10 protein-coding genes are annotated in these 15737 nt (G+C 61.6%); 7 read left to right on the top strand and 3 right to left on the bottom strand.

Annotation, left to right across the window (positions count from 1 at the left end):
* Positions 1–6 precede the first annotated feature (6 nt).
* Entirely contained in the window at positions 7–2115 is a 2109-nt protein-coding gene (locus ACIPZH_RS12505) for a molybdopterin oxidoreductase family protein (protein WP_400636332.1), read from the bottom strand.
* Between the two features lie 362 nt (positions 2116–2477).
* Here ACIPZH_RS12505 and argF point away from each other — a divergent pair, with 362 nt between their 5' ends.
* Positions 2478–3398 (top strand): ornithine carbamoyltransferase, encoded by a 921-nt coding sequence (gene argF / locus ACIPZH_RS12500; protein ID WP_046787764.1) that lies wholly within the window; start codon positions 2478–2480, stop codon positions 3396–3398.
* The gene (locus ACIPZH_RS12495) at positions 3395–4504 is read left to right on the top strand and encodes an ABC transporter ATP-binding protein (RefSeq protein WP_400627800.1); all 1110 of its coding nucleotides are present in this window, start codon (positions 3395–3397) and stop codon (positions 4502–4504) included. The genes argF and ACIPZH_RS12495 overlap by 4 nt, the downstream gene beginning before the upstream one ends.
* Positions 4505–4549: 45 nt before the next feature.
* Here ACIPZH_RS12495 and ybaK read toward each other — a convergent pair whose 3' ends face one another.
* Positions 4550–5020 (bottom strand): Cys-tRNA(Pro) deacylase, encoded by a 471-nt coding sequence (ybaK, locus tag ACIPZH_RS12490; protein ID WP_400636331.1) that lies wholly within the window; start codon positions 5018–5020, stop codon positions 4550–4552.
* Positions 5021–5320: 300 nt separating this feature from the next.
* Between ybaK and ACIPZH_RS12485 the strand changes: the two genes are divergently transcribed.
* From ACIPZH_RS12485 to glpD, 4 genes are all read left to right on the top strand, one after another.
* A complete protein-coding gene (locus ACIPZH_RS12485) occupies positions 5321–6172 on the top strand; it encodes an MIP/aquaporin family protein (protein ID WP_349976223.1) in 852 nt (283 codons plus the stop codon).
* A 41-nt stretch (positions 6173–6213) separates the two neighbouring features.
* Entirely contained in the window at positions 6214–7713 is a 1500-nt protein-coding gene (gene glpK / locus ACIPZH_RS12480; protein WP_267821395.1) for a glycerol kinase GlpK, read from the top strand.
* A 112-nt stretch (positions 7714–7825) separates the two neighbouring features.
* On the top strand, positions 7826–8581 hold the full coding sequence (gene glpR, locus ACIPZH_RS12475; RefSeq protein WP_241804864.1) for a DNA-binding transcriptional repressor GlpR: 756 nt from the start codon (positions 7826–7828) through the stop codon (positions 8579–8581).
* Between the two features lie 173 nt (positions 8582–8754).
* Positions 8755–10284 carry a glycerol-3-phosphate dehydrogenase gene (glpD, locus tag ACIPZH_RS12470; RefSeq protein ID WP_400636330.1) on the top strand — a complete coding sequence of 510 codons (1530 nt, stop codon included), beginning with the start codon at positions 8755–8757 and terminating at the stop codon, positions 10282–10284.
* A 35-nt stretch (positions 10285–10319) separates the two neighbouring features.
* Here glpD and ACIPZH_RS12465 read toward each other — a convergent pair whose 3' ends face one another.
* A complete protein-coding gene (locus tag ACIPZH_RS12465; RefSeq protein WP_400636329.1) occupies positions 10320–14450 on the bottom strand; it encodes an NEL-type E3 ubiquitin ligase domain-containing protein in 4131 nt (1376 codons plus the stop codon).
* Between the two features lie 337 nt (positions 14451–14787).
* Here ACIPZH_RS12465 and ACIPZH_RS12460 point away from each other — a divergent pair, with 337 nt between their 5' ends.
* The gene (locus ACIPZH_RS12460) at positions 14788–15705 is read left to right on the top strand and encodes a glutamate/aspartate ABC transporter substrate-binding protein (RefSeq protein ID WP_400636328.1); all 918 of its coding nucleotides are present in this window, start codon (positions 14788–14790) and stop codon (positions 15703–15705) included.
* The last annotated feature ends 32 nt before the right edge of the window (positions 15706–15737 follow it).

Below are 15737 nucleotides of genomic sequence, written 5' to 3'. Positions count from 1 at the left end.
CGGTGCTCAGGCGGCACTCACTTGCACGGGTACGCCATTGAGCGCCGCATTTCCGGACACAGCATCACGCAGGCGCTCATCGGTCAGGTCATTGGCACTGATGCCGGGTTGCGCCTGGGCGATCTGCAGATTGACGCCCTGGCGGCCATGACCGAAGCCATGGGGCAGGCTGACCACGCCAGGCATGATGTCCTCACAGGCCTGCACCTCGACTTCCAGGTCACCGGTGCGCGAGCGGATACGCACCCGCTGGCCATCCTCCAACTGCCGCTGACGCATGTCCTGGGGATGCATCAGCAACTGATGGCGTGGCTTACCTTTGACCAGGCGATGGTAGTTGTGCATCCATGAGTTGTTGCTGCGTACATGACGACGGCCAATAAGCAGCAAATCACCCGCGGCCGTCGGCACGCATTCAGCCAACCGGCGCAAGTCATCCAGCACAACCTGGGGCGCCGCTTCCACGGCTTTGCTGGCCGTTGCCAGACGCCCTCGCAGGTTAGCGCCCAGGGGGCCCAGATCAAGGCCATGGGGGTATTGATCAAGCGTTTCGAGGGAAAGCTTGCGGGGACTTTCGTCGCCATAGCGGCCCTTGCGCAACGCCAGGTCGATCATCTGCGCAGGTGCGAGGGTCGGTTTCAGCTCCTGGTCTGCACGCTTGGCAAAGGCTTGCGCCAGGCCTACGAATATTTCCCAGTCGTGCAACGCGCCTGCAGGCTTGGCCAGTATGGCCCGGTTGAAGCGGGTGACATTGCGCACAGTCAACAGGTTGAAGGTGCTGTCGTAATGGTCGTTTTCCAGTGCCGAGGTAGACGGCAGGATCAGGTCAGCGTGGCGGGTCGTCTCGTTGATGTACAGGTCGATGCTGAGCATGAACTCCAGCCCCTGCAGCGCCACATCCAACTGCCTGCCATTGGGTGTGGACAGCACCGGGTTACCGGCCACGGTGACCAGGGCCCGCACCTGCCCCTCGCCCGGCGTGAGCATTTCCTCGGCCAAGGCCGCCACGGGCAGTTCACCACCGTACTCGGGCAACCCCGATACGCGGCTCTGCCAGGCATTGAAATGCCCGCCCGAGGTACTGGCCACCAGGTCCACGGCAGGCTCGGTGCACAGTGCACCACCTTGACGATCCAGGTTGCCGGTTACCAGATTGATCACTTGCACCAGCCAGTGGCACAGGGTGCCGAACGCCTGTGTCGATACCCCCATGCGGCCATAGCAGACCGCCTTGTCCGCAGCGGCGAAATCCCGCGCCAGCTGGCGAATGCTGGCAGCGTCGATGCCGCACTGGGCGCTCATGGCCTCGGCGGTGAACGGCTGGATCGCCGTGCGCACCTGCTCCAGGCCGTTGACCGGCAGATGCGAACCTCTCGCCAGGCCTTCGTCGAAGAGGGTGTTGAGCAAAGCGCAGAGCAACGCCGCATCGCCGCCGGGGCGCACGAACAGGTGCTGGCTTGCCATGGCCGCAGTTTCACTGCGCCGCGGGTCCACCACCACCAGTTGCCCGCCTCTGGCTTTCAAGGCTTTGAGGCGCTTCTCCACATCCGGCACGGTCATGATGCTGCCATTGGAGGCCAACGGGTTGCCACCGAGGATCAGCATGAAATCGGTGTGATCGATGTCAGGGACCGGCAACAGCAGGCCGTGGCCATACATCAGGTAACTGGTCAGGTGCTGCGGTAACTGGTCCACCGAAGTTGCGGAGAAACGGTTACGTGTCTTCAGTAGCCCCAGAAAGTAGTTGCTGTGGGTCATCAAGCCATAGTTGTGCACGCTCGGGTTGCCTTGGTAAACCGCCACGGCGTTGCGCCCATGCGCCTGCTGTATTGACCACAGCTTGTCGGCGGCCAGGGCAAACGCCTCCTCCCAACTGATGGCCTGCCACTGGCCCCCCACCCGTCGATGCGGTTGGCGCAGGCGGTCCGGGTCCTCCTGGATGTCCTGCAGCGCCACGGCCTTTGGGCAGATGTGGCCACGGCTGAACGGGTCCAGGGGATCGCCCTTGATCGCGCTGATGCGCGCGCTCCCGTCGTGTTCGTGGCTCACCTCGATGTTCAGCCCGCAGATCGCCTCACACAGGTGGCAGGCACGGTGGTGCAGGGTCTTGGTCATGGCGGCCTCTGCCTCGCAATTATCGAACCTCGACTATGGCCCCCCGCCCCGCACCCTGCCAGCGCGCTTCGCTGTGTGAATCTCCCGACATCAGGCGCACGATTTGCGACAGCCATTTGCCAAATTGCCAGCAAGCCGTGTAAAACCTGTGTAGCAAATAAAAAACAGCGCAGGCTCAAGGGGTAATGACACCCTTTGCAACAGAGCCGCTGTTACCCCTCTTGGTTTCAGGCGACATTTAATTATAGTATTGCGCCTTTCCCGATTTCGTCCGCCCCGTGCGGCTTACGCCGCAGGTCACTCCCGTTGTCAAAAAAACCATACGGTCGACCTGCATACCGTTGCAGATAAGGTAGTCAATCATGAGCGCTAGGCACTTTCTCTCCCTGCTGGATTTCACCACCGACGAATTGCTCGGTGTGATCCGCCGAGGCATCGAGCTGAAGGACCTGCGCAAGCGCGGCGTGCTGTTCGAACCGCTGAAAAATCGTGTGCTGGGCATGATCTTCGAGAAATCCTCCACCCGGACCCGGGTGTCGTTCGAAGCCGGCATGATCCAGCTCGGCGGCCAGGCCATCTTCCTGTCGCCACGCGACACCCAGCTGGGCCGGGGCGAACCGATCAGCGACAGCGCCATCGTGCTGTCGAGCATGGTCGATGCGGTGATGATCCGCACCCACGCGCACAGCACCCTCACCGAATTCGCCGCCAATTCGCGTGTACCGCTGATCAATGGCCTGTCCGATGAGTCGCACCCCTGCCAATTGCTGGCCGACATGCAGACGTTCCACGAGCACCGTGGCGCCATCCAAGGCAAGACCGTGGCCTGGATCGGCGATGGTTTCAATATGTGCAACTCGTACATCGAGGCCGCCCGGCAGTTCGATTTCCAGTTGCGTATCGCCTGCCCGGAGGGTTATGACCCGGACCCACGCTTCATGGCACTGGGCGCAGATCGCGTGCAGATCATCCGAGATCCGCGTGAAGCCGTACGTGGCGCGCATCTGGTGACCACCGATGTCTGGACTTCCATGGGCCAAGAAGAGGAAACTGCACGGCGTCTGGCGCATTTCGCGCCTTACCAGGTCACCCGCGAACTGCTTGACCTGGCGGCACCCGATGCCCTGTTCATGCACTGCCTACCCGCCCATCGCGGCGAGGAAATCAGCCATGACCTGCTCGACGACCCCCGTTCGGTCGCGTGGGACCAGGCTGAAAACCGCCTGCATGCACAGAAGGCCCTTCTCGAATTCCTTGTCGAACCGGCTTACCACCACGCATGAGTCAAACCCTACTGCTCAACCTGCGCAACCTCGCCTGCGGCTACGGCGACCAGCGCATCGTCCAGAACCTCAACCTGCACCTGAACGCAGGCGACATTGGTTGCCTGCTGGGTTCGTCGGGGTGCGGCAAGACCACCACCTTGCGCGCCATCGCCGGCTTCGAGCCGGTCCACGAAGGTGAGATCCAGCTGGCGGGCGAAGTGATTTCCCGCGCCGGTTTCACCCTGTCCCCGGAGAAGCGCCGCATAGGCATGGTGTTCCAGGACTATGCGCTGTTCCCCCACCTGACCGTGGCGCAAAACATTGCCTTCGGCATCGCCAAGCACCCCGCCCAGGGGCAGGTGGTCGAGGAAATGCTCGACCTGGTCAAGCTCGGTGGGCTCGGCGGGCGGTATCCACATGAGCTCTCTGGTGGCCAGCAACAGCGCGTGGCCCTGGCCCGCGCGCTGGCCCCCGAGCCGCAATTGCTGCTGCTCGATGAGCCGTTCTCCAACCTGGACGTCGAGTTGCGCCGGCGCCTGAGCCACGAGGTCCGTGACATCCTCAAAAGCCGCGGTACCAGCGCGATTCTGGTGACCCATGACCAGGAAGAAGCCTTCGCGGTCAGCGACCATGTGGGTGTGTTCAAGGAAGGCCGGCTGGAGCAGTGGGACACGCCCTACAACCTCTACCATGAGCCGCAGACGCCATTCGTCGCCAGTTTCATCGGCCAGGGTTATTTCATACGTGGCCAGATGAGCAGCCATGAGGCAGTCAACACCGAGCTCGGTGAGCTGCGGGGTAACCGCGCCTACATCATGGCGCCCGGCAGCTCGGTAGACGTGCTGCTGCGCCCTGACGACATCGTCCCGGACGCGAACAGCGCACTGCGCGCGAGCATCGTGGGCAAGAGCTTCCTGGGTGCATCGACGCTGTACCGGCTGCAGTTGCCGACGGGCAGCCAGCTGGAAGCGATCTTCCCCAGCCATGTCGATCACCAGGTAGGCGAGCAGGTCGGCATTAGCGTGAAAGCTGACCACTTGGTGCTGTTCCCGGTCCCTGGCAGTGTCGCGGCGCAGTTGCCACGGCAGGAGAACGGGGTGCGTCGCTACAGCTCAGCGACCTGATTCGGCGATTCGGCCAAGGGGCTGCCAGGCGGCCCCTTGCGCGGGTCAACCCCGGCCGATACTGGCGAAGGTGCCCTGGGTGTGCTCGGCCAGTACAGCGGAAGCCAGTTCGACTTCCAATCCCCGCCGCCCCGCACTGACATGGATAGTTGCAAAACGCTGCGCCGATTCGTCGATGAAGGTGCGCAGACGCTTTTTCTGCCCCAGCGGGCTGATTCCACCCACCAGGTAGCCGGTGGCACGCTGAGCTGCCATGGGGTCAGCCATCTCGCATTTTTTCACGCCGGCGGCGTGAGCTAGCGCCTTGAGGTCCAGCGTTCCCACAACAGGCACTACAGCCACCAGCAACTCACCCTTCTCACTGCTGGCCAACAAGGTCTTGAACACCTGCTGCGGTTCCAGCCCCAGTTTTTCAGCCGCCTCCAGCCCATAAGACGCCGACTTGGGATCGTGTTCGTAACTGTGCACGCGATGTGGCGCGCGCGTTTTTTTCAGAAGATCGAGGGCCGGGGTCATGCAGTGCTCCGCTCCGAGACAATTCGGCGGCTACTTTAGGGCAAATCCTACACTCCAGCCAGTTAGCAACTGACACGCCGCTCTAGCTTGGGATTCACGACCGCATTCAACGCTCAGATCGTGACTGATCGTTCACTTTCGACCTTTGACATAAGCGTTTCTTGTCTATATTTTTTCGTTTCTGAATAAATGGTGCACTTTTTAAGTGCATTCCTACCTGTGCCCGGGGTCAATGGGGATGGACGCCGGACTTTGCTGTCGAGCGCTTAGCGCCTCACAACAAAAACAAAGAGGTCATACATGACGACTGCTCTACGCGAACCTACGCTGTCCAGCCAATGCCTGGCCGAATTCCTCGGCACGGCACTGCTCATCTTTTTCGGCACAGGGTGCGTCGCCGCCCTCAAGGTCGCGGGCGCCAGCTTTGGCCTGTGGGAAATCAGCATCATCTGGGGCGTCGGCGTGAGCATGGCGATCTACTTCACCGCCGGCATCTCTGGTGCGCACCTGAACCCGGCCGTGAGCATCGCCCTTACCCTGTTCGCAAGCTTCGACAAACGCAAACTGCCGTTCTACATGCTGGCCCAGGTTTGTGGCGCCTTCTGCGGCGCAGCGCTGGTCTATACCCTGTACAGCAACCTGTTCTTCGATTTCGAACAAGCCCACGCCATGCTGCGCGGCAGTCGCGAAAGCCTGGAGCTGGCGGCGGTGTTCTCCACCTACCCGCACCCATCGCTTTCCACCGCACAAGCGTTTCTGGTCGAAGTGGTGATCACTGCAATCCTGATGGCGGTCATCATGGCCCTGACCGACGATAACAACGGCTTGCCCCGTGGTGCGATGGCACCGCTGCTGATCGGCCTGTTGATCGCCGTGATCGGTAGCGCCATGGGCCCGCTGACCGGCTTCGCGATGAACCCGGCCCGCGATTTCGGGCCCAAACTGATGACCTTCCTGGCCGGCTGGGGCGAAATCGCCTTCACTGGCGGTCGGGACATCCCTTATTTCCTGGTTCCGGTGTTCGCGCCGATCTTCGGTGCCTGCCTGGGTGCTGCGACCTATCGTGGCTTGATCGCCCGCAACCTGCCGACGGCTCAATGCGCGGACCCAGAGACAAACGGCAATCGCCAGGGCGATACTCAAGCCAACTGATGCTGGCGCCCTGACCTCCTCATTTTGCAAGGCCTATGACCATGACAGATACCCAGGACAAGAACTACATCATCGCCTTGGACCAGGGCACCACCAGCTCGCGGGCGATCATCTTCGACCGTGACGCCAATGTGGTTGGCACCTCCCAGCGCGAGTTCGCCCAGCATTATCCGCAAGCCGGCTGGGTCGAACATGACCCGATGGAGATCTTCGCCACACAAAGCGCGACCATGGTCGAAGCCCTGGCGCAGGCCGGCATCAGCCATGCCCAGGTCGCCGCATTGGGCATCACCAACCAACGTGAAACCACCGTGGTGTGGGACAAGGAAACCGGGCGCCCGGTGTACAACGCCATCGTCTGGCAGTGCCGCCGCAGCACAGAGATCTGCGCACAACTCAAGCGCGACGGGCATGAACAATACATTCGCGAGACCACCGGCCTGGTCACCGATCCGTACTTTTCCGGCACCAAGCTCAAGTGGATCCTCGACAATGTAGAGGGCGTACGTGAGCGGGCCGAACGCGGCGAGCTGTTGTTCGGCACCGTGGATACTTGGCTTATCTGGAAGTTTTCCGGCGGCAAGGTGCATGTCACCGACTACACCAACGCTTCGCGCACACTGATGTTCAACATCCACAGCCTGCAGTGGGATGACACGCTGCTCGAAATTCTCGGCATCCCGCGCCAGATGCTGCCCCAGGTGCGCCCGTCTTCCGAAGTCTACGGCCACACCAAGAGCGGCATCGCCATCGCCGGTATCGCCGGTGACCAGCAGTCAGCGCTGTTCGGCCAGATGTGCGTGGAACCCGGCCAGGCCAAGAACACTTATGGCACGGGTTGCTTCCTGCTGATGAACACCGGCGACAAAGCCGTAACCTCGTCCCACGGCCTGCTCACCACCATTGCCTGCGGACCACGAGGTGAAGTGGCCTATGCCCTGGAAGGCGCAGTGTTCAACGGCGGCTCCACCGTGCAATGGCTGCGCGACGAACTGAAGATCGTCAACGATGCCTTGGACACCGAGTACTTCGCCAGCAAGGTCAAGGACAGCAATGGGGTGTACCTGGTGCCCGCCTTCACTGGCCTGGGCGCACCGTACTGGGACCCTTACGCCCGTGGCGCGCTGTTCGGCCTGACCCGTGGGGTGAAAGTCGACCACATCATCCGCGCGGCATTGGAGTCGATCGCCTATCAGACCCGCGACGTGCTCGACGCCATGCAGCAGGACTGCGGCCAACGCCTTTCCGAGTTGCGTGTCGACGGTGGCGCGGTGGCCAACAATTTCCTGATGCAGTTTCAGGCCGACATCCTCGGCACCTGCGTAGAGCGCCCGAAAATGCGTGAAACCACGGCCCTTGGCGCCGCTTACCTGGCGGGCCTGGCCTGTGGTTTCTGGAGTGGCCTGGACGAGTTGCGTGACAAGGCAATCATCGAGCGCGAATTCAGCCCGCAGCTTGAGCAAGCGCAGAAGGAAAAACTTTACGCCGGCTGGCGCAAAGCCGTCGAGCGCACCCGCGACTGGGAAGATCACGAGGCCTGATCACGCTGGACAGGGGCTGCTTCGCGGCCCCGCCATGCCATGGCCTACTGGCCGTAGTCTGTTTCCTACGGCATCATTGCAGAATTTGTCCGGCAGCCCATAAGGACCGCCCATGAATCTGCCCCCACGCCAACAACAAATCCTCGAGCTGGTCCGCGAACGCGGCTACGTCAGCATCGAGGAAATGGCGCAGTTATTCGTCGTCACTCCGCAAACCATCCGTCGCGACATCAATCAGCTCGCTGAGCTCAATCTGCTACGCCGCTACCACGGTGGGGCAGCCTATGACTCGAGTATCGAGAACACTGCTTACGCCATGCGCGCCGACCAGATGCGTGACGAAAAACAGCGCATTGCCGATGCCGTGGCCCGGCAAATTCCCGATCATGCTTCGCTGTTCATCAATATCGGCACCACCACCGAGTCGATTGCCCGGGCGCTGCTCAACCACAGCCACTTGAAGGTCATCACCAATAACCTGCACGTGGCCGCGATCCTGGCAGCCAAGGATGATTTCGAAGTATTGGTCGCAGGTGGCACCGTACGCCGTGACGGTGGCGTGGTCGGCCAGGCCAGCGTCGACTTCATCAGCCAGTTCAAGGTCGACTTCGCCTTGGTCGGCATCAGCGGTATCGATGAAGACGGCAGCCTGCTGGATTTCGATTACCAAGAGGTACGCGTATCTCAGGCGATCATCGCCAACGCCCGCCAGGTCATCCTGGCGGCGGACTCCAGCAAATTCGGGCGTAACGCCATGGTACGTCTGGGCTCGATCAGCCTGGTCGACTGCCTGGTGACCGACCAGCCGCCATCGCCTGCATTGAGTGAATTGCTCAACCAGAACAAGATCCGCCTCGACGTGGTGTGAAACGCAAGCGGGCCCGGAAGGGCTCGTAATTTTCGATATTGTTCACTTTCTTGCCATCCGATCAGTTTTTTCTATAAAAGGTGACTGGCGATGGGCGTTCTGTTGCGCTAGTATTTTCGGAAACGAACATTAATGTTCATATTCGATGTGAACAGCCCCAGGAGGCCTTGCCCGTGTCCCAGCCCGTTTCGTCCCAGCCCCTACTTGCCGATTGCTATGACCTTGCCGTGATCGGCGGTGGCATCAACGGCGTGGGCATTGCTGCCGACGCCGCAGGGCGTGGCCTGAAGGTCTTCCTCTGCGAGAAGGACGACTTGGCCCAGCACACCTCGTCGGCCAGCAGCAAGCTGATCCATGGCGGCCTGCGTTACCTGGAACACTATGAATTCCGCCTTGTACGGGAGGCCCTGGCCGAGCGCGAAGTGCTGTTGGCCAAGGCACCGCACATCGTCAAACCGATGCGCTTCGTGCTGCCGCACCGCCCGCACCTGCGCCCGGCGTGGATGATCCGTGCCGGCCTGTTCCTTTACGATCACCTGGGCAAACGCAAGCGTCTGGGTGCCTCGCGCAGCCTGCGCTTCGGCCCGGGCTACCCGCTCAAACCGGCGATCACCCGCGGTTTCGAATATGCCGACTGCGCGGTTGACGACGCCCGCCTGGTAGTGGTCAACGCCATGGCTGCACGCGAACATGGCGCGCACATTCGTACCCGCACCCGCTGCCTGCGCGCAGAACGTATCGATGGCCTGTGGCAGGTAGAGCTGCAGCACGCCGACGGCAGCCTGCAGACCATTCGCGCGCGCGCCTTGGTCAACGCCGCCGGTCCGTGGGTCGCCCGGTTCATCAAGGATGACCTCAAGCTCACTGCGCCGTACGGCATTCGACTGATCCAGGGCAGCCACCTCATCGTGCCGCGCCTGTACGAAGGGGATCATGCCTACATCCTGCAGAACGAGGACCAACGGATTGTATTCTGCATCCCGTACCTGGACCGCTTCACCCTGGTCGGCACCACCGATCGCGAATACAGCGGCGATCCCGCCAAGGTAGCGATCACCGAGCAGGAAACCGGCTATCTGCTCGAGGTGGTCAACGCTCATTTCAATCATCAGTTGAGCGCCGGCGATATCCTGCACACCTACTCTGGCGTGCGTCCGCTGTGCAACGACGAATCGGACAACCCGTCGGCAGTCACCCGTGACTACACCCTGGCACTGTCGGCAACTCAGGGCGAGGCGCCGTTGCTGTCGGTGTTCGGCGGCAAACTGACCACGTACCGCAAGCTTGCCGAGTCGGCCATGGCAGAACTCAAGCCGTTCTTCAGCCAGATGGGCCAGAGCTGGACCGCCAGCTCAGCACTGCCCGGCGGTGAAGGCATGAGCACGCCTCAGGTACTGGTCGACGAACTGCTGGCCCAGCATCCATGGCTTGCCGTGGATATCGCCAAGCGCTGGGCCGTGACCTATGGCAGCCGCACCTGGCAGCTGCTGGAGGGGGTCAACGGCCCTGACGATCTTGGCCAGGCGATCGGCGGTGGTTTGTTCGCCCGTGAAGTCGATTACCTGCGCGATAGCGAGTGGGCCATCAGTGCCCAGGACATCCTCTGGCGGCGGACCAAGCTGGGTTTGTTCACCAGCGAGAGCGAGCAACGCGCATTGGCCGATTACCTTGCGCAAAGCGATGCTCGCAGCGACGCTGCCTGAACCTTGCACGGCGACCGCCAGGCGGTCGCCGGTTCTCAGACTTCCCGCTCGTATGCCTCCCTGGCCAGCTCCAGGTAAAGCGCACGCTCCTCGGCATTGAGCGCGGCCATCAATGCATCGGCACGCTCAAGGTAAAGCTGCTCGCCAGACTCGCCCGTCTCGCGCTCGAAAGCCTCCAACTGCTCATGGTAAGGCGCAGCGAGCGCTTCGAAACGCTCGGGGTAGCGGTTGCGCACATAGCCTTGCCAAAACTCCCGCTGCGCCAGCGCATTGCTCAGTGCCTCGGTACTTTCACCGGCAACAACCTGTGCGCGGGCGCGCAGAATCCGTGTTCCCGTTACACCGCTATGCTCGGGGTAATGCATGTGCTGGGGCTGGGCCGGCAAGCCCAAGGTGTCAGCCAGGTTGACCCGATAGGCAAGGTAAACCTCAATGTCATCCACCGACGCGTAAGGGTTCTGGCGCATCTCCTCGATATGCCGGGTAGCGATACTGTCTACCTGATCCAGGCGATAGAGCGAGCGCCCCAGCCGTAACAAGGTGGCTTCGGCGCGCTCTGTGCCAGCCCCCGCGCTGTGCAAGGCGATGTGGGCCCTGACTTCCAGTTGGCTGAGTATGAGCAGCAACTGATCCTCGCAGGTTCTGGGCCCTTGCACCTGCCAGAAAACGGCCTCACGCACATCGGTGTTGTCTGCACAAAGCTCAAGAATCCGCCATACCCTGGCACGGTAGTAGCGCGGGTGGTCACGGAAATCGTCAGACCTGGCAAAATCCGCCAGATACCTGAACAGGTCTGCCGATTGCGGCTCTTCGGTCAACCTCGCCCATAGCGCTCTGCGCTGCTCCAGCAAGTCCCCGGTAACGCTGCCCATCCACCGCTCTTGCAGGTTGGCATCGGCGATGGCGTGATGGTAAGAGCTGCGCCGATTCGCTGGGTAGTCACTGCTGGCGCTGCGCGAAAGCAATGACTCACTGGCCTCATCCAGCGGGTTGTCGTGTAACGACAGGCGCTGCAATCGACCATTGAGGTTGCGTAAATCATCGGTGACCTGGCGGATCTGGTTTTCACGCAAGTCGACAAGCCCCCTCCACGGCAACGCCGAAGCGTCGGGCAACGCTTGCAGCCCTGTGGCGCGCAACGATACTTCGCGCAAGTGGCGCAACCCGGAAAGGTCGGGGACCAGGCCCAGCGGGTTGTAGGTCAGATCCAGCTGCTGCAGCATGGAAAGGCTTGCCAACCGGAGATTGCTCTGAGCATCGAAGGCAATCCGGTTCCCTGCCAGATGCAGCCTGCGCAGAGCGGTCAGGCGCTCCAGGCCCGCCGGCAGGGTGACCAACTGATTGTCCCGCAGGTCGAGCTCACGAACGCCGGTGAACCTGAGCAGGAACTGTTCATCCATGTGGTCGAGGCTCATGTTACGCAACGTCAACCGCTGGACATGAGCGAATTCGACGCCTTCGGGGAGGATCGGCAGGCTGCCCACCCGTTCACCCTCGATATGCAGGCTGAAATCGTCACCTGCCAAGCCTGCCGTCTTGCGCCGCCAGGCCCGGCGGATCTGGCTGGCCACACGTTGTCGCCTGCGCCCATCCAAGAAGCTCACGCGCTCACGTTGCCAGGCATCCAGCGCGTCGCGCAAGCTATCCAGCTGCCGCTGCAGCGTGCTGAGGTGGTCCCAGAGCCCGATGCGGCGCTGCATCAGGTCGCCCAGGTAGGCGTCAAGTTGTGCGTCGGTCAGGGTTGGGAAGATTTCATGTATCCCGCGGCGAATCGCCTGACGGCTACTCTCTCCCCTTCCACTGAGTGCATAACCGAAACGGCCGTCAGCGAAGCGCTGCGGCGGGCGAAAGCGTTCTGCGATCGGCCGCAAGCCCATCAACTGAGCTGTCTTTTGCCGGTCAGCGCTGGCCGCTTGAGCAACCCTGTTGCCCAAAGCACGGGCGTCTACCAAGCCCTCCCCGAGCGCCACTTTCTGGCCCTCCTCAAGTGTCTGAATCAGGCAGGCCAACAACCCTTGGCCAATCATTGGCTGCGCGGCATCACTCAGCTGATAGCCCTGCTCGGTCTGCACAAGGCACCGTACGCGGGTCGCAGTGGTGCTTCCCACCGATGCGAGCAGCCGCCCCTTCGCTTCGCCCAGGCGCAGTTCAATGCGAACCGAAGCCGGCCAGGGCGCGAGTTCGTTGACCCACTTGAGCACCAGGCGCTGAGTGGCATCGTTGACCGCGCCTTGGTGCTCGAACCCCAGCAACGCACGGTCCAGGCGGCTTTCGCGCAAGAGCCAACGGGCGCGCTCGGCCATTTCCAAGGGTATACGGCCAGTGGTGAGCAACGCCTTGACCTGCTCACCACTGGCCTGTTCGAGCACGCTTTCAGCGCCGCGAACGGACAGCCCAGGGAAGACCCTGATCAGCAATGCGCCAGCAGCAGAAGGCTGATCTTGCCGAGCTGCCAGTTCACGCTCCAGGGCGGCCCCCTGCAGGTGCGGCTCAAGGGTATGCAGTTCGTGGCGCTCATGGACATCGAGCAGGCGAGCAGGAGGAGCTTCGCCCTGCAGGTGCACGTGGCGCAGGTGATCCTGCTCAAACCCGGTGACGCGCAGTAGCGTTTCGGCACTTTGGTCTGATATTTGCGCCCAGCGCCCACCAAAGCTGCGCAAAAGTGCCCCACCACCGTCGATGTGGTGAGCTGAAACGGGCCGGTCCGCCAGCCGGTATCGCCCCTCACCCTCGTGCAAGGGGGTCAGTGCATCGACAAAAGGGATGCGCTCAAGCACCCGGCCTACGCCTACCTGCGCGGCGCCGATCACCGTGCCGACCGCCAGGTTCTCTGCCACGCCAAACAGGTGATCCAGCGCCCCCTGGCGATCGCCAATGCGCCAGTCGGCATAACCTTTGTACACCTCGCTGACAACGTCCACCGCTGCCACGGCCATCATCACCTCGCCCAACACCGGAACGAACAGCGCCGCCAGGTTGAGCAGATCGAAGCCAGCACTCTTGAGCACTTCCAGGCGCTGATGTCGCTCGATCGCAGTCTCGTCACCGGTGGGCACCGCCAGGACCCTTGCATCATCGAGTATCTTGTCCACCTGCTGGGCCCGCAGATAGGCGAACAAGGGCATATCGATCGAGAAATTGCGCCCATCCAGATCAACTGGCTGCTTGCCGTCGCTCGCCTGGATCAGCCGTTCGAGGGTTGCCGTGAAGGTCGGTTTATCACGCTCACTGATGAATCGACAGAAAAACGAACGGTAATGGGGCGCACGCAGCTGTTTGGACAACGACTGATAGAGGGCGGCCCAGGTGGGGTACCTGGCGATCTGCCGGGAGGGATCCTGTGGTATCCAACTGATGATTCCCGACAGCGGCCCTGCGGCACTGTCGCGCATCTCGAAGGCCACGGGGCCATGGATGCGTTTGCCCAACAGGTACAGCTGGCGAGGCGTGGCGATGCCTGATGCCGCCGGCACGATAGGTTTGCTTGCGCACACAGGCAACAGACGCAGGTAGTCGACATCGTCCAGCTCGGACTTGATCCTGGCCATGCGCACCGCAACTTCCATCTTCGCGCGCAGATTTTCTTCGAGCACACGCTCCACCGCCGCGCGGGCAAACCCCTCTGGCGCAGGGGGCCTGCTTTTCGGAAACAGCCGCGCGTGCAACATTTCCTGGTAGCGCCCCCCTATATCCAGCGTTCTGCAACAGCTGGCAAACGCTTCGAATGCCAGCGGCAGCTTGATGCCGTGAACGTCCTGCAGATGGGCACGGCGATGAACCGAGGGACGCGTCTCGGCCTCATGAAAGTTGTGCAACGCCGCCGTCAGCAAAGGCTGGTTGCTATGTAGCGTCGTCCACGGGGTATGCAGTCGGGGCGCCGCACTGGGCAAAGGCACATCGTTCTCGATGTAGACCTTCATGTTGCGCACGTCTGCGTCGGCCAGGCCACTTTGCCCCAGCGCAGTCTCGAGCAGCGGCGTGGCAAAGGCCTCGATGCTTGGCATCTGCGCCAATAGGTTTCTGACGCCTTCAGCAGCGGCCTGCTGATGACGCAACGCCCGGTGCAGGGTGAGAAGCAGATCGACATCGGCAGACTTCAACCAGCCTGGCAACTGGCCGGCGATGAAGGCATCGACGGAATCGGAAGGAATCGCAATAGCGGACACGGTATGAGCTCCTGGTGGTTAGCCAGCGAGCTCATCATGTGTTTCGCGCCCTCAGGTAATACTTAAATCTGGGAGCGGAGCGCGGTGCAAGTAATCGTTCGGATTGCCGAACGCGACTTATCAACTCATTCGGTGTTCCGACCAATCCGTGGTGCAGAAAAACCTTCACAGAGGGTTCATGCCCAGGCTTTGCGCGGGGTTATGATCTGTCACAGGGCTTGGCACGACTCATGCTCTACACTTGGTAGCCGAATGCACTCGCTTCTTGCTGTATTCGTTGAACGAAAGAGTCCGCCAACGGCTCCATAAAAAAAACAAACACGTCGAGGAAAATTTGATGCGTATCGTTCGTCAATTGCTGGGCGCCGCCATCGCGGCCGCTGTGATCGCTTCGCCGGCCATGGCCGAAGAACTGACTGGCACCCTGAAGAAGATCAAGGATTCGGGCACCATCACCCTGGGCCACCGCGACTCCTCCATCCCGTTTTCCTACCTGGCCGGTAAACCCGAGCCTGTGGGCTACTCCCACGACATCCAGATGGCCGTGGTCGACGCCCTGAAGAAGCAACTGGGCACCGATATCAAGGTCAGGTACAACCTCGTCACCTCCCAGACCCGTATCCCGCTGGTGCAGAACGGCACCGTCGACCTTGAGTGCGGCTCCACCACCAACAACGTCGAGCGCCAGCAGCAAGTCGCCTTCTCGGTGGGTATCTTCGAAGTCGGCACGCGCCTGCTGACCAAGGTCAAGGATGGCCAACCCTCTTATAAAGACTTCACCGACCTGGGCGGCAAGAACGTGGTGACCACCGCCGGCACCACCTCCGAGCGCATCCTCAAGGCGATGAACGCCGACAAGCAGATGAAGATGAACGTGATTTCCGCCAAGGACCACGGTGAAGCCTTCAACATGCTCGAAAGCGGCCGCGCCGTGGCCTTCATGATGGACGATGCCCTGCTGGCCGGTGAAATGGCCAAAGCGCGCAAGCCTGCGGACTGGGTGATCACCGGCACGCCGCAGTCTTACGAGATCTACGGCTGCATGATGCGCAAGGGTGACAAGAGCTTCAAGAAAGCCGTCGACGATGCCATCGTGGGTTACTTCAAATCCGGCGACGTCAACAAGAGCTACGAGAAGTGGTTCATGCAGCCGATCCCGCCTAAAGGTCTGAACCTCAACTTCCAGATGAGCGATGAACTGAAAAAGCTGATCGCCGAGCCGACCGACAAGGCCGCAGACGAGAAGAAATCCTGATCCTCAGTTAGTGGCCTGGTGCGCAAGCGCAC

Source organism: Pseudomonas sp. NPDC089758 (assembly GCF_044748705.1).
In the GTDB taxonomy this organism is placed as follows: domain Bacteria; phylum Pseudomonadota; class Gammaproteobacteria; order Pseudomonadales; family Pseudomonadaceae; genus Aquipseudomonas; species Aquipseudomonas putida_X.
This window is presented reverse-complemented; position numbering and strand designations above follow the sequence as displayed.